Source organism: Comamonas sp. lk (assembly GCF_900564145.1).
Lineage (GTDB): Bacteria > Pseudomonadota > Gammaproteobacteria > Burkholderiales > Burkholderiaceae_C > Comamonas.
On the sequence record NZ_UOOB01000001.1, the window covers coordinates 1756429 to 1778160 of the forward strand.

The following is a 21732-nucleotide window of genomic DNA, read 5'->3' on the forward strand; positions in this document are numbered from 1 at the left end:
AGCAGTGCTCAGGCTGTGCGAGGTGCGCTCTAGCTGTTTTGTTGCCTGCGCCGCTTACAGCCCCAAGGATTGGAGCAAATCGTCGGTTTCGGACTGGGCGCGATCGGCCGCCAGTGTTTTTGTTGCTCGGCTGTCTTGCCCGGCCAGGGCCATCAGGACGTCCGGGTCCGGTTTTTCCTGGGGTTCGAAATCCTTGATCTTGACGAACTCCATGTGGTCCATGGCCAGCTCAAGATAGAAGATGTGGTTGTTGCCGGTGTAGAAGGTCACGCGCCGTGCTTCGGGGGCATCGAGGTTGGCGTCCACGCTCAGATTGACCTGCTTGTTCAGGCGAATCATCTTGGGCTGGCTCTGGGTGATATAGGTTTGCAGCTCGCGCTGTACCTTGCTGGTGAAGTCGCCCACCACCTGGTTCATCAGCTCGCCCATGACGTTGCTCACGTCGTCGGAGGTGTAGGAGCCGGCCAGATCGCTCTCGCCCATTCCCATGGTCAGCAGATAGCTGCGGTAAAGCTCCATGGCGGCTTCGGCCGAGAAATTGATGATGATGAGACCGGAGAAGCCGCCATCGACCAGGACAAAACAGCCTATATCGGGCTTGAGGCTGGTCTTGGTAATGCGCTGCACCATGCCTGAATACCGGATAGGGCACTGGGTTGCCAGTTGCAGCACTCCGGAAACGGAGTTGCACAGGCTGATCAGCACGTCTTCCGTGCCATGAACAATGGGGGCTTGGTGTGGGCTCATGGCCTGATTATGTATGCAACACTTTGTTGCATGCAGCACTTGGTGCCGATCTGACAGCCTGGGTCTCTGGTAACGTGCGCGCAGTGCAAGATTGAAGAGGTATTCATGCAAGACAAGCTGTGGCGGCTGGCGGGCAGTGCAATGGTGGTGCTGAGTCTGGCCGGTTGCTCGATCATGACCGACAAAGTGTCTCAGACCGTGAGCAGCACCTGGAACAAGACCTTATCCAGTCTGAGCTGGCAGAGCCAGCCCAAGACCCAGGCCAAGACCGAGGCCGCTTCGCCTTCCAAGCCGGCGGCGCAGGCCGCAGCTGCCAGCCGTTTGCAGCCGAGCAAGGCGAGCGGGCGCTGGCAAGGCCTGTATCAGCTACAGGGCGACAAGGGCAGCTTTCAGGAATGTGCCTCGGGCCAGACCATTGTGGTACTGGTGGAAGGCGATAACGTGCTGCTGGAGCAGGCCTATCTGAATACGCGCAGCAGCGCCACGGCCAGCATGCTGGCCGAGGTGATGGGGCAGGTGGTGGAGCTTCCTGCCGCCGATCCGGTGCTGGCCCAGCAGGGCCACAAGATGCTGGCGCTGCGCGTGGAGCGCTTGGTCAGCCTCTCCAGCAAGAATTTCTGCCCCCAAAGCGCGGGCTGGAGATAAATCCAGGCATAAAAAAACCGGCAGGATCTGCCGGTTTTTCAATTTTCATAGCTGATAGCGCAGATGGCATATGGGCTATCGGCAGTTTTTACTCTTGTTTTGCCGCCGCCCTGGCCTGAGCCAGCCAGCCATCAAAGGTTTTTTGATGGCCCTTGATCCACAGATCCACATGGCGGTGGATATCGGCGGGCTTGTTCTGGCCGTCGTGCAGAAGGCGGTTTTGCAGGCTGATGTCACTGATAGGCAGTTGCATGATCTCGAACAGTTTGCCGGCCGCCGGGTTTTTTTCGACCCAGACCTTGTTGGCGACTATGTATTCGTTGTTCAGCGGAAAACCGTAGTTGCGGCCATTGGCCAATTGCGTGTCCGTACCGGCCTGCACGCCGGGCATGGATGAGAACGGTACCTGCAGCCAGGTCATCTCATGGCCGGGGCGCAGCACGTTGCTGAGCCAGTAAGGGGTCCAGGCGTAATAGAGCACGGGCTTACCTGCCTTGAAGCGCGCCAGCGTGTCCGCAATCAGCGCGGGATAGTTGCCCTGGGTATAGCTGACGGTGTTTTGCAGGCCGAAGGCCTGGATCTGGTGTGCCACCACGGCTTCGCCGCCCCAGCCCGCGTTGGGGCCTATGAGATTGGCCTTGCCGTCGCCATCGATATCGAACAGCTTGGCCAGCTTGGGGTCCTTGAGCTGGGCCAGGTTGGTGATCTGGTAGGCATCTGCCGTCTTCTTGTCGATCATGTAGCCCTGCACCGCACCATGGGCATACAGGCCCTTGCGCGAGAGCTTGGCATCGCCACCGGCTTGCTTGTAGAACTCGGCGTGGTGCGGATTCCAGTGGTTGGCCATGAAAGTGGCATCGCCGTTGGCCACCGCCACGTGGATCAGCGGGTAGTCCAGCTCTTCCCAGGGCTTGACGGTATAGCCCAGCTGTTGCAAGGCCTTGATGACCAGCAGGGTCTGAAAATTCTCCTCGGCCAGCGGACTTTTGACCGGCAGCACCGTAATGCCCCGACCCGGCAGGGCTTCACTTGGCAAATTCTGACCCGCTGTCCAGCCGGCAGTGTGGCTCAGGCTCAGCGCAGCCAAGGCGGTGGCGCCCAGCAACAACTGGCGCCGGCGGCCGCGGACCTGCGGGTGAAGGCTGGGGATCATGGTTTGCAAAGTCTTGGTCATCTTTGTGTTTTTTCCTTTTGATGGGGTTGGGGCGCTAGGCCCAAAAAAACGGCGCCCGCCAGAGCGGTACGCCGTCAAGTCCATGCGCGCGGGGTCAGGACTTGGCTGCGGCGGCCTTGGCCTGGGCAAGCCAGTCGTCAAACGTCTTTTGATGGGCCTTGATCCAGGCTTGGGCGTGACGCTCGATGTCGGCAGGCTTGTTCTGGCCCTGGCTCATCATGAAGTTCTGGGCGTTGATATCGCCCACGGGCACTTGCATGATTTCAAACAGCTTGGCGGCCGCTGGGTTGTCCGTGGCCCAGGCCTTGTTGGCCACGATTTGCTGGTTGTTGGCAATAAAACCGTAGTTCTTGCCATTGGGCAGCTGGGTGTCGGTGCCCGCCTGTTCGCCGGGCAAGGCCGAGAACGGCACTTGCAGCCAGACCACATCCTTGCCGGGCTTGAGCACATTGCTCACCCAGTAAGGCGTCCAGGTGTAGTAGAGGATGGGCTTGCCCGCCTTGTAGCGGGTGATGGTGTCGGCCATCAGCGCCGAATACGTGCCCTGCTTGTGCGTGACGGTGTCCTGCAGCTTGTAGGCGCCGAGCTGGTGCTCGATCATGGCTTCGCAGCCCCAGCCCGGCGTGCATCCGGTCAGATCGGCCTTGCCGTCACCGTCGGTGTCGAACAGCTTGGCGATGGCCGGGTCTTTGAGCTGGCCGATATTGCTGATCTTGTAGGCATCGGCGGTCTTTTTGTCGATCAGATAGCCCTGGGCGGCATTGGCCGAAAAAACGCCTTTGCGGTAGAGCTTGGCATCGCCACCGGCATTCTTGTAGTAATCGGCATGCAGCGGATTCCAGTGGTTGGCCATGAAAGTGGCATCACCGTTGGCCAGCGCGATATGGGCCGTGGGGTATTCCACTTCCTTGAGCGGCTGCACCTCGTAGCCCAGCTTTTGCAGCGCCTTGGTCACCAGCAGGGTTTGAAAGCTTTCTTCGGCAATCGAGCTTTTGAGCGGCTGTACCTTGATGCCCTTGCCGGGCAGATCGGCCGCAGCCTTGTCATCGGCCGCCTGTGCCGGCGAGCCGGCCAAGCTGAGCGCCATGACAGCGGCACCGCTCAGCAGCAGGGCGTTCAGGCCGCGTCGGTAGGCAGCGGCAGGCAGGGTGGTAGTTTTCATGGTTTTCTCCTTATCGCGATCAGGCCGACTGGGCGCCGGTGTTGGCTGGGCGGGGAGCGGGCTGGCTCAGTGCCTGGCTTTGCGGCTGGCTCTGTGGCTGGGGTTGCGATTGGGCGCGGTTGCGCATCAGGCGCAGCACCAGGCCGGCAGGGCCGGACTGCCACCAGCGGGCTCCGCCGCGCTGGGCTTCACCCATGGCCTGCGTGATGCGGTCCAGCACGATGGCCAGCAGCACAATGCCCAGACCGCCTACGGTGGCCAGACCCATGTCCAGACGGCCGATGCCGCGCAGCACCATCTGACCCAGACCGCCCACGGCAATCATGGAGGCGATGACCACCATGGACAGCGAGAGCATCAGCGCCTGGTTGATACCGGCCATGATGGAGGGCATGGCCAGCGGCAGTTGCACCTTCCACAGCAGCTGGGCGGGCGATGCGCCATAGGCGCGGCTGGCCTCGATCAGATCGGGTCGCACCTGGCGAATGCCCAGATTGGTCAAGCGGATCAGCGGCGGCAGCGCAAACACGATGGTCACGATCACGCCGGGCACGTTGCCGATGCCGAACAGCATGACCACGGGCACCAGATAGACAAAGGCGGGCGTGGTCTGCATGGCGTCGAGGAAAGGCCGCGTCCAGCGCTGGGCGCGGTCGCTCGAGGCTAGAAAGATGCCAGCAGGCAGGCCTATGACCACGCAGAAGAACAGCGAGGTCAGCACCAGGGCCAGAGTGACCATGGCTTCGGACCAGATGCCCAGCAAGGCCACGGTGAGCAGGGCCACGGCCGAACCAACCGCCAGTTTTCGCCCGGCAAACTGCCAGGCCAGCAGGGCAATCAAGAGCACCAGCATCGGCATGGGAACGGCCAGCAGCACATCGGTCACTCCATCCAGGGTGGCATCGATGGGTGTGCGAATCGCCTGGAAAAAAGGACGGAAGTGGTCGACCACCCAGGCCAGGCCCTGGTTGATGGAGTCCTGCACGGGCAGGCCTTCGGTGCTGATCTGGTGCCACAGATGTGCCAGACCGCCGTCATCTGTGGGAGTGTCTGTCGGGACTGCGGCTTGCAGCCAGTCGCCGGAGGATTCCGTGGCGCCGCTGTCGGCCCAGGGATCGCTGGACGCCGCGTCGATGGGCGTCGCTGTCGTGGTGGTGGCCGTGGCTGCAGTGCTGTCCGCTGCCGACGCTGCTGCCCATGGATCGTCAAAAGTGGCGGTATTGTTTGTGTTGTTTGCTATCAAATCATTCCCTCCTTACTGTGCTTGTTGTGCTGGTGCCGTGGCTTGCGCTGTGTGAGCAGCCGTCACGCCGGACGGGACGCTGGTGTCCAGCTTGATGGTCGGAATTTCCTTTTGTGGCGGCGGCACGGGCGGGGTGTCGCGGTCCAGGAACTTGAGCATGGTGGTGCGGCTGATGACGCCCAGGTATTTGCCGTCTTCGTCGACCACGGGCAAAGGGCAGGGAGGTGCCGCCACGACGCCAAACAGCTCGGCCACCGGGGTATTGCCGGTGATGGAGGGTACATTGGGGATGAAGGCGTGCTCCAGACCCAGCATGCCTTGATGGCCTTGCAGCGCATCGCGCAGCGACTGCGACGAGACCACGCCCAGAAAACGTTTGCGGGCGTCGAGCACATAAGCGTGGTCGCGGTCCGAGTCTTCCAGCAGGCGCAAGGCGGCGCGGCAGCCGCGGTTGCGGTGCTCCGAGATCACGGTCAGCGCCTGGCGGGCAATGTCGGCGGCCTTGAAGACGGCGGCCGTATCCACACCGCGCACAAAGTGGCGCACATAGTCGTTGGCGGGGCTGCGCAGGATTTCATCGGGCGTGCCGACCTGCTCCACCTGGCCGTCTTTCATGATGGCGATGTGATCGCCAATGCGCATGGCCTCGTCCAGATCGTGGGAGATGAAGACGATGGTGCGGCGCTTGATTTGCTGCAGTCGCAGCAATTCGCTTTGCATCTCGGTGCGGATGATGGGGTCGAGGGCGGAAAAAGCCTCGTCCATCAGCAAGATGGAGGGATCGGAGGCCAGGGCGCGCGCCAGGCCCACGCGCTGCTGCATGCCGCCCGAGAGCTCATCGGGATAGCTGGCGCCCCAGCCGCCCAGGCCTACCTGCTCCAGCGCTTCCTGTGCGGCTTTCTGGCGCTCGGCCCTGTCCACGCCGGCCAGCTCCAGGCCAAACGCTGTGTTGTCCAGCACCGTCAGGTGGGGCATGAGGGCAAAGGACTGGAACACCATGGAGATGTCCTTGCGGCGCAGCGCACGCAAGTCCTTGTCGCTCAAGGCATTGATGTCGTCGCCGTCGATCAGGATGCGACCGGCCGTGGGCTCGATCAGGCGGTTGAGCATGCGTACCAGGGTGGATTTGCCCGAGCCCGACAGGCCCATGACAACGAAGATTTCACCGGCTTCGATGGTGAAACTGGCGTCGAACACGCCGATGGATTGCCCGGTCCGGGCGAGGATGTCCTGCTTGCTCGCGCCTTGCTTGACAAGGTTGAGTGCAGTTTTCGGGTCGTCACCGAAAACCTTGAAGACATGATCAATAACGATTTGCTTGGCCACTGTGGCGTTCTCCTTTGAATGAGAGGTGGAACACAGTCCAGCACCCGAACGACAACCGCCGTGGGTGCTGGCGCGCAAGCCAAAAGAAAGCCCTGATGCCGCAGCTCCACCCGGCCTAAAAGGCAGGATGAGCTACGCGATGGTGCGAGTTGCACCTTGGGTCCGTCCGGATGGCACAAGCGATGTGCGCGCAAGGACGGCGAGAAGGCGAGAGTCGCGAGGCCGGTACCGACAGGCACGGGTGGCATCGCTGCATGCTCTCTGGCGGCTGAGTCCGGCAGGGTTGTCGGAGTGAGCCTTTTGCATCAGGGCCGTGTTTCGGCCCGTTTGGCGGGCTCGCAACCTTCAAAAGTGAGGTGCGAAGTTCCCGCCGGGGAGTGGGTCAACCGTGCCATGAAAGCACGGAGACAACCTGCGAGGCAGGTGGTAAATGACTTTTTAATATATCGAATCGATTCTTACGTGTCAAATCGAGCTGTAAGCCTGGGCCTGAAAATCGGCCGATATGGGCTTTTGAAGGACCGTGAGTTCTTCAAAAACCATAGCTGTAAGCGCTTGATATATCTTGATTTCTGGCTTTTCTGCCTTGAATCTGGCTTGCTTGTCAGGAAACTAAATGTTTCCGTGGCCAAGAAAAGGCCTTGGTGCATGAAAAAAGCCCCGCGATGCGCGTGGCATGGCGGGGCTTGAAGCGGGTTGGGCGGCCTATCAGTGGCGGTGCGCACTGCTGGTGAGTTTGTCCGTCAGCGCAATGGCCAGAGCCGACAGCAGGAAGACCACATGAATGATGGTCTGCCACATCAGCACCTGCAGCTCATAGCTGCCCGCGTTGATGAAGGTTTTGAGCAGGTGGATGGAGCTGATGCCGATGATGGACAGCGCCAGCTTGACCTTGAGCACCGAGGCGTTCACGTGGCTGAGCCACTCGGGCTGATCCGGGTGGCTGTCCAGGCCCATGCGGCTGACAAAGGTTTCATAGCCGCCCACGATGACCATGATCAGCAGATTGGAGATCATGACCACGTCGATCAGCGCCAGCACCACCAGCATGATGACGGTTTCATTGAGGCTGGTGATCTGCACATCGCTCTTGTAGCCAATGCTGGTGACCAGGGCCTGCAAAGCTTCCTTGTTGCCGAAGACGGCTTCCACCAGATGCCACAGCTCCAGCAGAAAGTGCCAGACGTAAACGGCCTGGGCGGCGATCAGGCCCAGGTACAGCGGCAGCTGCAGCCAGCGGCTGGCAAAAATCAGTGAGGGCAAAGGACGCAAAACGGCCGCGGCCTGGCTGGGTTTTTGCGCGGGAGAACCTGCTTCGTTGGGGTGAGGGTGGCTCATGGTGGTGGCAAGAGGCGGCAGCGCACAGCGAACCCGGCATGAGGCCGGTCCGTTTCTGCAATGCCTGAAGTTGGAAGATAAAAAGAGAGCTGAGGACCGGCTGCGCGAGCCGGTGTGTTTTTTGTCGTGATGGCTGTGCTTGCCTGCGGCTGCGGTCAGCGGAGCAACACCCCGAATCGGCACGGCAGCAGGCGCGAGATTCTACGGGCAGCGGGGCCGTGCTTTGGGTGAAAATGTATGTAAGCCTGTTGCGATCAAGCGCCAACTGCTTTCAAATTGTGAGCGGTTAAGGCATGAGCAAAAACGGTTGCGACGAGGTGCCGTGCAAACACGGTCTCAGTCAGTGGCGTGTAAGACCGAGCCACGACAGTACACCCACAATAAATTCATTGGCATGCATAGGAGACAACAACGATGAGCACTGCGACATCAGCTATTGAATCGGTCCTGGTGGAAAACCGGGTTTTCCCGCCGCCTGCAACTTTTGCGGCCCAGGCCCGCATTGCCAGCATGGAGCAGTACCAGGCCTTGTGCGACGAGGCCGAGCGCGACTATGAAGGTTACTGGGCGCGTCTGGCCCGCGAGAACGTGGTCTGGAGCAAGCCCTTCACCCAGGTGCTCGATGAGAGCAATGCACCGTTCTTCCAGTGGTTTGCCGACGGCGAACTCAACGCCAGTGCCAACTGCCTGGACAAGCACATGGGCACGCCCGTCGAGCACAAGACGGCGATTATTTTTGAAGCCGACGGCGGCGAGGTCACCAAGGTCACTTATCGCGAGTTGCTGGAACGTGTCTCGCAGTTTGCCAACGGCCTGAAGGCCCATGGCGTGCAAAAGGGCGACCGTGTTCTGATCTACATGCCCATGACCATTGAGGGCGTGGTTGCCATGCAGGCCTGCGCGCGGATTGGCGCCACCCACTCCGTGGTGTTCGGCGGCTTTTCGGCCAAGGCAGTGCAGGAGCGCATTGTGGACGTGGGCGCCGTGGCGGTGATCACCTCCAACTACCAGATGCGCGGCGGCAAGGAACTGCCGCTCAAAGCCATTGTCGACGATGCGCTGGCGCTGGGCGGCTGCGAGGCCATCAAGAATGTGTTTGTGTACGAGCGCACGCCCACGGCCTGCAACCTGGTGGCCGGCCGCGACAAAACGTTTGGCGAGCTGCTGCAAGGCCAATCCAAGGAGTGCGCTCCGGTCGCCGTGGGCGCCGAGCATCCGCTGTTCATCCTCTACACCAGCGGCTCCACCGGCAAGCCCAAGGGCGTGCAGCACGCCACCGGCGGCTACATGCTGTGGGCCAAGCAGACCGTGGACTGGACCTTCGACATGAAGGACAGCGATGTGTTCTGGTGCACGGCCGATATCGGCTGGATCACCGGCCACACCTATGTGGCCTACGGCCCCCTGGCCGCTGGCGCCACGCAAATCGTCTTCGAAGGCGTGCCCACCTTCCCCAACGCCGGGCGCTTCTGGCAGATGATCGAGCGCCATGGCTGCACCATCTTCTACACGGCGCCCACGGCGATTCGTTCGCTGATCAAGGCCGCCGATTCCGACGCCGCCGTACACCCCAGGAACTGGAATCTGTCCAGCCTGCGCCTGCTGGGCTCGGTGGGCGAGCCCATCAATCCCGAAGCCTGGATGTGGTATCACAAGCACATCGGTGCCGAGCGCTGCCCGATTGTGGACACCTTCTGGCAAACCGAGAACGGCGGCCACATGATCACGCCGCTGCCCGGTGCCACACCGCTGGTGCCAGGCTCCTGCACGCTGCCGCTGCCCGGCATCACGGCCGCCATCGTCGATGAAACCGGCAACGACATGGCCAATGGCGCCGGCGGCATGCTGGTGGTGAAGAAACCCTGGCCCAGCATGATCCGCAATATCTGGGGCGACCCCGAGCGCTTCAAGAAAAGCTATTTCCCCGAAGAGCTGGGCGGCACGACTTATCTGGCCGGCGACGGCGCCGTGCGCAGTGCCGACCGCGGCTACTTCCGCATCACCGGTCGCATCGACGATGTGCTCAACGTCTCGGGCCACCGCATGGGCACCATGGAAATCGAATCGGCCCTGGTCTCCAAGACCGATCTGGTAGCCGAAGCTGCTGTGGTCGGCCGTCCCGACGATCTGACCGGCGAAGCCATCTGCGCTTTTGTGGTGTTGAAGCGTCCCGTGCCCCATGGCGAAGAAGCCAAGCAACTGGCCAACGAGCTGCGCAACTGGGTGGCCAAGGAAATCGGCCCGATTGCCAAGCCCAAGGACATCCGCTTTGGCGAGAACCTGCCCAAGACCCGCAGCGGCAAGATCATGCGCCGCCTGTTGCGCTCGATTGCCAAGGGTGAGGCCATCACGCAGGACACCAGCACGCTGGAGAATCCCGCGATTTTGGAGCAGCTGGCCAAGACCAACTGAGGACGGCCGGCCGCACGCGCTGCCGGGGCGGAGATGGCTGATTTCAGGCATCTCCTGGCCCTCCTGCCGGGCAGTGAAGGCTGCGAATCCGGATGAAAAAGCCAAGCCGCTGTCAACAGCGGCTTGGCTTTTTGTTGGCTATGGATGCACGAGCTTTGATAAATTGGGTTAAAACGCTTTCTGTAACCCGTGTTGTTATGGAGGACAAAACCATGAGCTTTCGCACAATTTCCCTGACCGTCATCGTGGCTCTGATCGCCGTGCTGGCCGCTTTCAACTGGGGCGCCTTATCTGCTCCATCCACGGTTTCTCTGGGCTTTACCGAAGTTCAAGCCCCTTTGGGCGTGCTCATGCTGGCCTTGACGGCCTTGCTCAGCGTCTTTTTCATCGCCTATGTGCTGTGGATGCAGGGCTCTGTGCTGATGGAAGCACGTCGCCACGCCAAGGAAATGCAGGCCCAGCGCGAGCTGGCCGACAAGGCCGAGGCTTCGCGCTTCACCGAGCTGCGCTCCGTGCTGGAAGCTCTGCACGCCAAGGACAAGGAGGCGCTGATGGTCAGGCTGGATGCACTGGAAGCCCATCTGGTCAGCCGGGCCCAGGAGTCCGACAACAGCACGGCCGCCTATGTGGGCCAGCTGGAGCAGCAGGTGCACCTGCTGAGCCAGTCGGGTTCGCGTTAATCATTTTTGATAGCGTATATCGCTGATCACATAAGCGTTTGTAGCCTAAAAAGCATAAAAAAAGCCGCTGCAGTGCAGCGGCTTTTTCGTGGTCATGCGACCAAGCGTGTGTGACGCGAATTACTTCTTGTCGCCGCCCAGCTGGGGCAGGGCGGTGCTGGTACCCAGAGACAGCAGACCGGCCTTGGAGTAGATGGCCAGCTTGTCGCGGGTGTCCATCAGATCCAGATTGCGCATGGTCAACTGGCCGATGCGGTCGGTGGGGCTGAACGGCGCGTCTTCCACCTTTTCCATGGACAGACGCTCGGGAGCGTAGGTCAGGTTGGGCGATTCGGTGTTCAGGATGGAGTAGTCGTTGCCGCGGCGCAGTTCCAGCGTCACGGTGCCGGTCACGGCACGGGCCACCCAGCGCTGGGCGGTTTCGCGCAGCATGATGGCCTGGGGGTCGAACCAGCGGCCTTGGTACAGCAGACGGCCCAGGCGCAGGCCGTTGATGCGGTACTGCTCGATGGTGTCTTCGTTGTGGATGCCGGAGACCAGGCGCTCGTAGGCAATGTGCAGCAAGGCCATGCCGGGGGCTTCGTAGATGCCGCGGCTCTTGGCTTCGATGATGCGGTTTTCGATCTGGTCGCTCATGCCCAGGCCGTGGCGGCCGCCGATGCGGTTCAGTTCCAGGAACACTTCCACGGCGTCGGTGTATTCCTTGCCGTTGATGGCCACGGGGCGGCCTTCATCGAAGGTGATGGAGACTTCTTCAGCCAGCACTTCGACTTCGGGCTTCCAGAACGCCACGCCCATGATGGGGTTGACGATGCGGATGCCGCTGCTCAGCTGCTCCAGGTCCTTGGCTTCGTGAGTGGCGCCCAGCATGTTGGAGTCGGTGGAGTAGGCTTTTTCGGCCGACATCTTGTAGCCGAAACCTTCCTTGGTCATGAAGGCCGACATTTCGGCGCGACCGCCGAGTTCGTCGATGAAAGCGTTGTCCAGCCAGGGCTTGTAGATCTTCAGCGCCGGGTTGGTCAGCAGACCGTAGCGGTAGAAACGCTCGATGTCATTGCCCTTGAAGGTGGAGCCGTCACCCCAGATGTTGACGTCGTCTTCCTTCATGGCTGCCACCAGCATGGTGCCAGTCACGGCGCGGCCCAGGGGGGTGGTGTTGAAGTAGGTGATGCCGCCGGTGGAGATGTGGAAGGCGCCGGCCTGGATGGCGGCAATACCTTCGTTGGCCAGCTGGCTGCGGCAGTCGATCAGACGGGCCTGCTCTGCGCCGTACTCCATCGCCTTGCGGGGGATTTCGTCGTAGTCGGCTTCGTCGGGCTGGCCCAGGTTGGCCGTGTAGGCGTAGGGCACAGCACCCTTGTTCTTCATCCAGCGCAGTGCAGCACTGGTGTCCAGGCCGCCGGAGAAAGCGATGCCGACCTTCTGGCCGACGGGTACGTGTTGCAGGATGGTTTCCATGAGATTTCTCTTTAAATTGATAGCGGCAAGTGCTTGACAGTTAAGCGCCTGGGGCTAAAAAAGCTTTGAATCTGCGACTGCCGGGCCGGTGTGGCTCAAGCGTAGTGGCAGATGTAGTGGTAAGCCTCGGTCACGCGGATGTCGAACTTGGAGTTCGCAGGGATGTGAAAGCTCTCGCCTGCGGCGGACTGCTTCCACTCGTCGCTGCCGTCGAGCTTGTATTCGCACGCGCCGCCCACGCATTCCATGATTTCCGCAGCCGCCGTGCCAAAAGTCAAGGTGGCAGGCAAAACCACGCCCACGGACTTCTTGGTGCCGTCGGGCAGCGTGAAGCTGTGGCTGACGCACTTGCCGTCAAAGTACACATTGGCCTTGGTGGTGAGGCTGACGCCTTGAATGGATTCAGTGGTCATGGAAAAGGGCGCAAAGCGCGGTCAAAGGTCAAAACCAGTCATTTTAGGCCAGGCCTCAGCCTGCTGCGCGAATGCCCCAAAGAACAAGAGCCCCGATAGTGGGGCTCTGGGTTCACGCAATCAGCGATGGCTGGCGTGCTTATCGACGCCAGCCGTGGTTGCCGGGGCGTGGGTAGTAGCCGCCATGGCCACGGTAGTAATGGCTGGGGCGGGTGGCGTAGTAGGCGCCGGCACCGATCACGGCGCCGATCAGCAGCGGTGCCACGTAGTCAGAAGCCGAATAGCTGCCGCTGGAATAAGCCGGTGCCACGGGCTGGGGCGTGTAGTAGCCGCCCTGGTAGCCTTGCGGATAGTCACCGGGGTAGCCGTTCTGGTAGGTGGTCGAGTAAGCGGCCTGAGGCGGCTGCTGATTGCTGTAGTAGCCGTTGCTGCCATAGGCGGCATCATTGTTGGCCGGCTGCACGCTCAGCGCGATCCAGTCGCCGGGGGGCGTGCTGGTCTGTGTGGTGTAGTTGCGGCCCCGGTACTCATAGACCACGTTGTAGCCCACGGTCTGGTTGCGGTAGAAGGTTTGCGTGCCGCATTGGCGCACGGTCTGATACTGGGCCGGGCCGGAGGTTTCGGCCTGATTGCCCAGCATGGCACCGCCCACAACGCCGGCCGCCGTGGCCGCTGCACGTCCGCCGCCGCCGCCAATGGCATTGCCCAGCACGCCACCGGCAATGGCGCCAATGACGGCACCTGCGCCAGTGCTGCGCGGTGCCACGGCCACCGTCTGGTCATTGCAAACCTGCTGGGGTACGGCGACCTGTTGGGTAATCGGGGTGGTGGACAGCACGCGACCTTGCTCCTGGGCCAGGGCCACAGTGCCGGTTGCTGCTGCAAGAGTCATTACGACCAGGGTCTTCATGCTTTTCTCCAATCTCAGTACTTAACGCACCAGAGCAGCTAAAAGTTTAGTCCCAGCTTGTGAAGTGCAAGAGCCAGTAGGGTAAATCTAGGTAAACCCTTGCGCTTATGTGAGTGTTTGCTTCTGGTGATGCTCTTCAGTCTGCGCGATCTTGCCAGTCCTCGGGCTTGAAGCCCACGGTGACCTGGCCGTCAGCCCATTCCACCACGGGACGCTTGATGGTGCTGGCGTGCTCCTGCATCACGGCGGCGGCGCTGGACTCGTCCACGGCGCCGGCCTTGGTGGCCTCGTCCAGCTTGCGCCAGCTTGTGCCCTGGCGGTTGAGCAGCTTTTCCCAGCCCACGGCTGCCATCCAGTGCGGCAGGCGTTCGGTGGGCACGCCTTGTTTCTTGAAATCGTGGAACTGGTAGTCAATACCGTGCTCGGTCAGCCAGTTGCGGGCTTTCTTGACGGTGTCGCAATTGGGGATTCCAAAAAGGGTGACGCGAGTGCTCATAAGTGGGCTCCTGTAATGGCTTGAAGCATTTGTCTATCTGGGCCGGCCATAAGGCCTCTAGGGCTGGGCGACAATAGCGCGCAGTATGCACACCACATTTCCCTCTCTGGATGAATGGCTGGCTTATTGCGAGCGACTGCATCCCCAAAATATTGCCCTGGGCCTGGACCGCGTGCGCGAAGTTGCGCAACGCATGGGTCTGCATTTTGAATGCCCCGTCATCACGGTGGCCGGAACCAATGGCAAAGGTTCTACCTGCGCCATGCTGGAAGCCGTTGCCCTGCAATCGGGCTACCGCCCCGGCGTTTTCACCTCGCCCCATCTGGTGCATTTCGAGGAGCGCTGCCGCGTAGGGGGCGAGATTGTCTCGGCCCCGCAGCTGATGGCTCACTTCGAACAGGTGGAGCAAGCCCGGGTGCAGGACGGTAAAGAGGTGGCGCTCACTTACTTTGAGTTCACCACGCTGGCCATTCTTCATCTGATGAGCCAGTCCAAGCTGGATGTAGCGATTTTGGAAGTCGGTCTGGGCGGGCGACTGGATGCCACCAACATCGTGGATGCCGATTGCGCCGTCATCACCAGCATCGACCTGGATCACATGGAGCTGCTGGGCCCGGACCGCGAAAGCATAGGCCGCGAGAAGGCCGGCATCATGCGCGCCGGCCGCCCCGTGGTGGTCAGCGATCCGGTGCCGCCGCAAAGTGTGATCGACCATGCCGCCGAAATCGGTGCCGATCTCTGGCGCTTTGGCAAGGACTTCAATTACGACGGCGACAAGCAGCAGTGGGGCTGGGCCGGTCGTGGTCGCCGTTACGCCGGTCTGGCCTATCCGGCACTGCGCGGCGCCAATCAGTTGGTCAATGCCGCCGGTGTGCTGGCCGCGTTCGAGGCGATTCGCTCTCTGCTGCCCGTCACGGCCCAGGCCGTGCGTACCGGCCTGTCCATGGTGGAGCTGCCCGGACGCTTTCAGATCGTTCCCGGCCAGCCCACGCTGGTGCTGGATGTGGCGCACAACCCGCACTCGGTGGCGGCGCTCACGGCTAATCTGGATGCCATGGGCTATTTTCCCCGTACCCACGCCGTATTCGGTGCCATGGCGGACAAGGACTGGGTGCCCATGCTTACCAAGGTGGCTCCGCTGATCGATCACTGGTACTTCACCGACCTGCCCACGGCGCGTGCGGATTCGGCACAAGGCCTCAAGGCCAAGCTCGAGGAGTTGCAGGCTACGGCAGGGTTGCGCAAGGATGTGAGCCTGCAAACCTTTGCCAGACCCCAGCAGGCGCTGGACGCGGCCGTGGAGGCTTCGGATGCGGCTGATAGAATCGTGGTCTTTGGCTCGTTCTTCACCGTGGGTGGTGTGCTGCAAAACGGCACTCCCCGTCTGAGCGCCAAGCATCTGGGCCATTGAAACTGATAGGGTCGCTATCGAGTCGCCTGGCTGCAGCCTGCAAGAGCTGTGGCTAGCGCTCGAATTAGGCCGTAAATGGGCTGTCTTCAGGCCCGAATGAGTCCGTATTACATGGCACTTTTCAATATTCGTTGGCCGGGCAAGAAAAACGACGCGGCAGACTCCACAGCGGGCGCCAAGCGTCCCAGCCGTCTGCCTCAGGGCGAGACCGTGGAAGCCATGCGCCGTCGTGCACGTCATCGCCTCATCGGTGCGGCCGTGCTGGTACTGGTGGGCGTGGTGGGCTTTCCGCTGCTGTTCGATACCCAGCCGCGCCCGATTCCTGTCGATATCCCCATCGAGATTCCGGATCGCGACAACGCCGCGCCCGTGGTGGTGCCTGGCAGCCGTGGGACGGGTGCGACGAATGCGCCTACCGGGCACGTAGCCGCTGGCGCCTCGCTGGATGATGGCGAAGAGGTATTGGCTCCCGCCCCCGCTCCTGCAGTTTCTGCGCCGCGTGCGGCCGTGGCTGCCACACCGGCCCCGGCTGCTGCCATCGTGGCGCCTGCGGCTCCCGTGGTTGCGGCGATTGCGCCGCCTGCGCCCAAGCCTGAGGTCAAGAAGCCGGAACCCAAACCTGAACCTAAGCCCGAACCCAAGCCGGAAGCCAAGCCCAAGCCCGAGGTGAAGAAGCCCGAGCACAAGCTGGAAGCAAAGCCGGAACCTAAGCCCGAGCCCAAACACAAGCCGGATACCAGCAAAAGCGATGATGCGGCCCGTGCCCGTGCGCTGCTGGAAGGCCGCAGTGCGCCGGAAGCCTCAGCAGCCAAAGAGTCGGCTGGCGGCAACGAGCGCTTTATCGTGCAGATCGGCGCTTTTGCCGAGGTCGGCAAGGCCAATGAAATCAAGTCCAAGCTCGGTGGCGGTGCCTTCACCCAGACCGTGGATACCAAGGATGGCAAGCGTACCCGCGTGCGCATGGGGCCTTTCAAGAGTCGCGAGGAAGCCGATAAAGCGGCTGCGCGTGCCAAGGGGCTGGGCCTGCCGGCTTCGGTGTTCAAGGGCTGATGCCGCTGCCTGAGCGTTGTGGGGTGTTGCCTTGATGACCACGCTGGACTGGATTTTTGTGGCCGTTGTGCTGGGCTCCATGTTGTTGGGGGCCTGGCGCGGTCTGGTCTATGAGGTGCTGTCGCTGCTGGGCTGGGTTGTGGCCTTTGTTGTCGCCCGCAGCTGGGCGCATGAGGTGGCCGTGTGGCTGCCGCTCGATGGCTGGGATATGCAGCTGCGCTATGCCGCAGGCTTTGTATTGCTGCTGGTGGGGGCCATGTTTGCCTGGGGGCTGGTGTCCTGGCTGGTCAAACAACTGATAGAAGCTGTGGGTTTGCGTCCGGTGGACAGAGCCTTGGGCTCACTCTTTGGTATCTTGCGGGCCATGGTGCTGTTGCTGGTGCTGGCCCTGGTGATTCGATATACGCCGCTGCACAGTGCGCATTGGTGGCAGGAGTCGGCGCTGGCGCCGTTTCTGTCGCAGGCCTTGGGGTGGGTGCAGCCCGCGCTGCCCGGGCAGTGGGAGCAATGGCAGTGGGAACAAATTTTGCCAGCCGCTTCTTCTTGAGGCGGGCTGGTTTGTCTCCAAATACCGAGGGTGTCTGGAGACTGACAGGGTTGCGGCCAGGTGCTGCGGCTCTGGACTGGAGTTCGGTGCAGAGGCATAAGCTCTGCGCCTGATGTCAAACGCAGGCCGGCCAATGGGTGGCGAGGCAGGCGAGTGTGGCGAGGGATTGCCTTCGCGAACAGATGGAACGCTACTATGTGTGGAATCGTTGGTGTGGTCAGCACCGCACCCGTGAATCAGCTGATTTATGACGCTTTGCTGCTGCTGCAGCACCGTGGTCAGGATGCCGCCGGCATCGTGACCCAGCAGGAACGCAAGTTCTTCATGCACAAGGCCAAGGGCATGGTGAAGGACGTGTTCCGCACCCGCAACATGCGTGCTCTGCCCGGCAATGTGGGCCTGGGCCAGGTGCGCTATCCCACGGCCGGCAATGCATCCAGCGAGGAAGAGGCCCAGCCCTTCTATGTGAATGCACCGTTCGGCATCGTGATGGTGCACAACGGCAACCTCACCAACGCCAAGCAGCTGCGCAGCGAGCTGGCGGAGACCGACCACCGCCATACCAACACCGAGAGCGACTCCGAAGTGCTGCTCAACGTGCTGGCCCATGAGATTGGCCGCGCCTCCAGCGGCGCGCCGCTCAAGACCGAAGATGTGTTCCAGGCCGTGCGTGCCGTGCACAAGCGCATCAAGGGCTCGTATGCCGTGATCGCCTTGATCGCCGGTTACGGCCTGCTGGCCTTCCGCGATCCCTTCGGCATCCGCCCCCTGTGCCTGGGCAAGGGCGCAGACGGCACGCATATGCTGGCCAGCGAATCCGTGGCCCTGGAAGGCACGCTGCACCAGTTCGAACGCGATGTGGCACCTGGCGAAGCCGTGTTCATCAGCAACGACGGCACGGTGCACAGCGAGCAATGCAGCGACAAGAGCGAGCTGCACCCTTGCGTGTTCGAATACGTTTATCTGGCCCGTCCGGACTCGACCATGGACGGCATCTCCGTCTATCAGGCCCGTCTGAACATGGGCGAGACCCTGGCCAAGCGCGTGGTCTCCGTGGTGCCGCCCAACGAAATCGATGCAGTGATTCCGATTCCGGAATCCAGCCGCCCCAGCGCCATGCAACTGGCACAGCTCTTGGGCATCCCTTACCGCGAAGGATTTGTGAAAAACCGCTACGTGGGCCGTACCTTCATCATGCCGGGCCAGGGCGCACGCAAGAAATCGGTGCGCCAGAAGCTCAATGCCATCGGCAGCGAGTTCAAGGGCCGCAACGTGCTGCTGGTGGACGACTCCATCGTGCGCGGTACGACCTCCAAGGAAATCGTGCAGATGGCCCGCGACGCCGGTGCCAACAAAGTCTATCTGGCCTCGGCCGCGCCTCCCGTGCGCCACCCCAACGTCTACGGCATCGACATGCCCACCCGCACCGAGCTGGTGGCCTATGGCCGCACGGTGGAAGAAATTCGCCAGGTCATTGGCTGCGACGCGCTGATTTATCAAGACGTGGATGCCATGAAGCAGGCCGTGGGCAAGATCAACACGGCGGTTAAAGGTTTTGAAGCCTCCTGCTTTGATGGCGTCTACATCACCGGCGATATCTCCGACGACGAAGTCACCGCCCTCAACGAAGGCCGCAACCGTGGTGCAGAGGAAGAGCAGGAAGACACTTCCCGCCTGTCTCTGCCCAACGCCCAGGAAAACTGAACTTCCGCTCTTCCCCGGCCGGCGGCGCAGATGCCGCAGGCCTTGCGATGCATTGCCCGGGCAGCGCATCGTGATCGGGAGGACAATGGAGGCCGGGATTTCCCCGTTCATTCAAAAGATGAGCTGGCTGCGCATGCTAATCAATGATTTCAGCTTGTTTCAATTTTGAAATCGATCAAAGACTTGCGCAGACCGCTCCTTTTTTAATACCTCGGCAGATGCGTATGCTGCCGGCACGGATCGGCAAGATGAAAATGGGAGGTGGCCGTTGAAAAGGCCACTTCGTGTTTTCAGGGGCCGTGTCTGAACCACTTGGATCTGACGATTGTGACTACAAAGACATTACCCGAAGGTTTGCATCCCGACACCCTGGCCGTGCGCGAAGCCGTTGAGCGCAGCCAGTGGGGCGAGCACAGCGAAGCGCTGTACATGACCAGCAGCTTTGTGCAGCCCGACTGCGCCACCGCTGCGCGCCGCTTTGCCAACGAAGAGCCAGGCTACACCTATAGCCGCACGACCAATCCCACGGTCACCAGCTTCGAGCGCCGTCTGGCGGCCATGGAAGGCACGGAATGCGCCGTGGCCACCTCCACCGGCATGTCGGCCATCTTGCTGGTTGCGCTGACTGCCTTGAAGGCAGGCGATCATGTGATCTGCTCGCTGTCCATGTTCGGCTCCACCATCAAGCTGCTGGGCACTGAAATGGCCCGCTTCGGTGTGGAAACCACGTTTGTGCCCCAAACCGACGTCGCCGCCTGGAAGGCTGCCGTCAAGCCCAATACCCGTCTGCTGTTTGCCGAGACGCCCACCAATCCGCTGACCGATCTGTGCGACATCGCGGCGCTGGCCGAAGTGGCCCATGCCAACAATGCCTTGCTGGCCGTGGACAACAGCTTTGCCACGCCCATTCTGCAGCAGCCGGCCAAGCTGGGTGCAGACATCGTCGTGCACTCGGGCACCAAGTTCCTCGACGGTCAGGGCCGCGTGATGGCCGGTGCCGTCTGCGGCTCGGTGGCGCTGGTGGACAAGGTCATGGGTACGTTCTTGCGCAGCGGCGGTCTGAATATCGCCCCGTTCAACGCCTGGGTGGTGATGAAGGGCCTGGAAACCCTGTCCCTGCGCGTCAAGGCGCAAAGCGCTGCCGCGCTGGAGCTGGCCACCTGGCTGGAGTCTCACCCCAAGGTGGCCCGCGTGTACTACCCCGGTCTCAAGAGCCACGGTCAGCACGAGCTGGCCATGCGCCAGCAAAACGGCATGGGCGGTGCGGTGCTGGCCTTTGATGTGGTGGGCGAGGGTGCCGAGCAACTGCGCGCCAATGCCTTCCACGTGGTGGACAGCACCCAGGTGTGCTCCATCACCGCCAACCTGGGCGATGTGAAAACCACCATCACCCATCCGGCCAGCACCTCGCACGGCCGCTTGACCGAAGAACAGCGCCAGGCCGCTGGCGTGGGTCAGGGTCTGATTCGTATCTCCGTGGGTCTCGAGCATCTCGAAGATCTGAAAAACGATGTCGCCCGCGGACTGGACACACTGTAATGACACAAAAAATTCGTACCCGTTTTGCCCCGTCGCCTACCGGCTTCATCCACCTGGGCAATATTCGTTCGGCTCTGTACCCCTGGGCCTTTGCCCGTGCCAATGGCGGCGACTTCGTGCTGCGCATCGAAGACACCGATCTGGAGCGTTCCACCCAGGCATCGGTGGACGTGATCATCGAAGGCATGGCCTGGCTGCAGCTGGACCACGACGAAGGTCCGTTCTATCAAATGCAGCGCATCGAGCGCTACAAGGAAGTGCTGGCGCAGTTGGTGGCCAAGGGCTATGTCTATCCCTGCTATATGAGCATGCAAGAGTTGGATGCTCTGCGCGAAAAGCAGATGGCCAACAAGGAAAAGCCCCGCTACGACGGTACCTGGCGTCCCGAAGACGGCAAGGTGCTGCCGGCGATTCCCGAAGGCGTCAAGCCCGTGCTGCGTTTCAAGACACCCCAGAGCGGCGTCGTGGCCTGGGAAGACAAGTGCAAAGGCCGTATAGAGTTCCAGAACACCGAGCTCGACGATCTGGTGATCGCCCGCCCCGACGGCACGCCCACCTATAACTTCTGCGTCTGCGTCGATGACATGGACATGAACATTACCCACGTGATTCGTGGCGATGATCACGTCAACAACACGCCGCGCCAGATCCATATCTTCGAAGCCCTGGGTGCCGCCGTGCCCGTGTTCGCCCATCTGCCGACCGTGCTCAACGAGCAGGGCGAGAAGATGAGCAAGCGCAACGGCGCCAAGGCCGTGACCCAGTACCGTGACGAAGGCTATCTGCCCGATGCCATGGTGAACTATCTGGCCCGTCTGGGCTGGAGCCACGGCGACGATGAAATCTTCAGCCGCGCCCAGTTCCTGGAGTGGTTCAACCTGGATCACCTGGGTCGCAGCGCCGGTCAGTTTGACGAAGCCAAGCTGCGCTGGGTCAATGCCCAGCACATGAAGGCCATGGACGACGTGGCGCTGGCCGCCATGGTCAAGCCTTTCGTGGTCAAGGCTGGTGTCGATGCCGCCTTGCTCGATGCTGATGACCGCTTGGTGCGCATCACGGCCTTGTTCAAGGATCGCTGCGAAACCCTGGTGGATCTGGCCAACTGGGCCAAGGTCTTCTATGTGGATGCCGTGGAACGCAATGCTGAGGACTATGCCAAGCACGTGACCGAAGCAGCCACGCCGGTGCTTGATGCCTTTGCTGCAGCCATGCAAACCGTGGAATGGACCAAGGAAGCCATTGCCGCTGCCATCAAGGAAGTGCTCAAGGCCCAGGGCGTGAAGATGCCTGTGCTGGCCATGCCGGTACGTGTTTTGACCGTGGGCACGGCCCATACGCCATCGGTGGATGCGGTGCTGGAATTGCTTGGACGTGAAAAAGTTATCGCGCGTTTGAAAAATCGCTAAAAACCTGTCTATAATTCAAGGCTCTGCACAACGCGACAAATTAAAAGTTGCAAAGCGCAAAGTGAGAATTT

19 protein-coding genes are annotated in these 21732 nt (G+C 61.5%); 9 read left to right on the forward strand and 10 right to left on the reverse strand.

The window, feature by feature from the left end:
• Window positions 1-54: 54 nt before the first annotated feature.
• Window positions 55-747 (reverse strand): DUF3334 family protein, encoded by a 693-nt coding sequence (locus EAO39_RS07915; protein ID WP_120966922.1) that lies wholly within the window; start codon window positions 745-747, stop codon window positions 55-57.
• Window positions 748-852: 105 nt separating this feature from the next.
• Between EAO39_RS07915 and EAO39_RS07920 the strand changes: the two genes are divergently transcribed.
• Entirely contained in the window at window positions 853-1392 is a 540-nt protein-coding gene (locus tag EAO39_RS07920; RefSeq protein ID WP_120966923.1) for a hypothetical protein, read from the forward strand.
• Between the two features lie 88 nt (window positions 1393-1480).
• Here EAO39_RS07920 and proX (EAO39_RS07925) read toward each other — a convergent pair whose 3' ends face one another.
• The 5 genes from proX (EAO39_RS07925) to EAO39_RS07945 form a co-directional block, all read right to left on the reverse strand.
• On the reverse strand, window positions 1481-2566 hold the full coding sequence (gene proX / locus EAO39_RS07925) for a glycine betaine/L-proline ABC transporter substrate-binding protein ProX (RefSeq protein WP_120966924.1): 1086 nt from the start codon (window positions 2564-2566) through the stop codon (window positions 1481-1483).
• Window positions 2567-2660: 94 nt separating this feature from the next.
• Entirely contained in the window at window positions 2661-3653 is a 993-nt protein-coding gene (gene proX, locus EAO39_RS07930; protein WP_120970816.1) for a glycine betaine/L-proline ABC transporter substrate-binding protein ProX, read from the reverse strand.
• A 94-nt stretch (window positions 3654-3747) separates the two neighbouring features.
• Window positions 3748-4971, reverse strand: coding sequence for a glycine betaine/L-proline ABC transporter permease ProW (gene proW / locus EAO39_RS07935; RefSeq protein WP_240466927.1), 1224 nt, complete (start codon window positions 4969-4971; stop codon window positions 3748-3750).
• 12 nt (window positions 4972-4983) lie between these two features.
• A complete protein-coding gene (proV, locus tag EAO39_RS07940; protein ID WP_120966925.1) occupies window positions 4984-6297 on the reverse strand; it encodes a glycine betaine/L-proline ABC transporter ATP-binding protein ProV in 1314 nt (437 codons plus the stop codon).
• A gap of 708 nt (window positions 6298-7005) precedes the next feature.
• The gene (locus EAO39_RS07945) at window positions 7006-7635 is read right to left on the reverse strand and encodes a TIGR00645 family protein (RefSeq protein ID WP_120966926.1); all 630 of its coding nucleotides are present in this window, start codon (window positions 7633-7635) and stop codon (window positions 7006-7008) included.
• Between the two features lie 414 nt (window positions 7636-8049).
• On the opposite strand from EAO39_RS07945, the gene acs reads away from it, so the two are divergent.
• Together acs and EAO39_RS07955 are read left to right on the forward strand one after the other, a co-directional pair.
• Window positions 8050-10047: an acetate--CoA ligase gene (gene acs, locus EAO39_RS07950; protein WP_120966927.1), complete on the forward strand. Its 1998-nt coding sequence runs from the start codon at window positions 8050-8052 to the stop codon at window positions 10045-10047.
• Between the two features lie 212 nt (window positions 10048-10259).
• On the forward strand, window positions 10260-10727 hold the full coding sequence (locus tag EAO39_RS07955) for a LapA family protein (protein ID WP_120970820.1): 468 nt from the start codon (window positions 10260-10262) through the stop codon (window positions 10725-10727).
• Window positions 10728-10847: 120 nt separating this feature from the next.
• On the opposite strand, the gene argG is transcribed toward EAO39_RS07955, so the two are convergent.
• The 4 genes from argG to EAO39_RS07975 all read right to left on the reverse strand — a co-directional run bounded on the left by argG (window position 10848) and on the right by EAO39_RS07975 (window position 14004).
• Window positions 10848-12185: an argininosuccinate synthase gene (argG, locus tag EAO39_RS07960; RefSeq protein ID WP_120966928.1), complete on the reverse strand. Its 1338-nt coding sequence runs from the start codon at window positions 12183-12185 to the stop codon at window positions 10848-10850.
• Window positions 12186-12280: 95 nt separating this feature from the next.
• Complete coding sequence (locus EAO39_RS07965; protein WP_120966929.1) at window positions 12281-12598, reverse strand: pyrimidine/purine nucleoside phosphorylase; 318 nt, start codon at window positions 12596-12598, stop codon at window positions 12281-12283.
• A gap of 139 nt (window positions 12599-12737) precedes the next feature.
• Complete coding sequence (locus EAO39_RS07970) at window positions 12738-13508, reverse strand: glycine zipper 2TM domain-containing protein (RefSeq protein WP_120966930.1); 771 nt, start codon at window positions 13506-13508, stop codon at window positions 12738-12740.
• Window positions 13509-13644: 136 nt separating this feature from the next.
• Complete coding sequence (locus tag EAO39_RS07975; RefSeq protein ID WP_120966931.1) at window positions 13645-14004, reverse strand: ArsC family reductase; 360 nt, start codon at window positions 14002-14004, stop codon at window positions 13645-13647.
• Window positions 14005-14089: 85 nt separating this feature from the next.
• Between EAO39_RS07975 and folC the strand changes: the two genes are divergently transcribed.
• The 6 genes from folC (at window position 14090) to gltX (ending at window position 21661) form a co-directional block, all read left to right on the forward strand.
• Window positions 14090-15415 carry a bifunctional tetrahydrofolate synthase/dihydrofolate synthase gene (folC, locus tag EAO39_RS07980; RefSeq protein WP_120966932.1) on the forward strand — a complete coding sequence of 442 codons (1326 nt, stop codon included), beginning with the start codon at window positions 14090-14092 and terminating at the stop codon, window positions 15413-15415.
• A 111-nt stretch (window positions 15416-15526) separates the two neighbouring features.
• On the forward strand, window positions 15527-16465 hold the full coding sequence (locus tag EAO39_RS07985) for an SPOR domain-containing protein (protein ID WP_120966933.1): 939 nt from the start codon (window positions 15527-15529) through the stop codon (window positions 16463-16465).
• Between the two features lie 34 nt (window positions 16466-16499).
• Window positions 16500-17012 (forward strand): CvpA family protein, encoded by a 513-nt coding sequence (locus tag EAO39_RS07990; RefSeq protein WP_120970822.1) that lies wholly within the window; start codon window positions 16500-16502, stop codon window positions 17010-17012.
• 195 nt (window positions 17013-17207) lie between these two features.
• Entirely contained in the window at window positions 17208-18716 is a 1509-nt protein-coding gene (purF, locus tag EAO39_RS07995; RefSeq protein WP_120966934.1) for an amidophosphoribosyltransferase, read from the forward strand.
• Window positions 18717-19043: 327 nt separating this feature from the next.
• A complete protein-coding gene (locus tag EAO39_RS08000; RefSeq protein ID WP_120970824.1) occupies window positions 19044-20255 on the forward strand; it encodes an O-succinylhomoserine sulfhydrylase in 1212 nt (403 codons plus the stop codon).
• Window positions 20255-21661, forward strand: a complete 1407-nt coding sequence (gene gltX, locus EAO39_RS08005) for a glutamate--tRNA ligase (RefSeq protein ID WP_120966935.1) — start codon at window positions 20255-20257, stop codon at window positions 21659-21661. The genes EAO39_RS08000 and gltX overlap by 1 nt, the downstream gene beginning before the upstream one ends.
• Window positions 21662-21732: the final 71 nt, after the last annotated feature.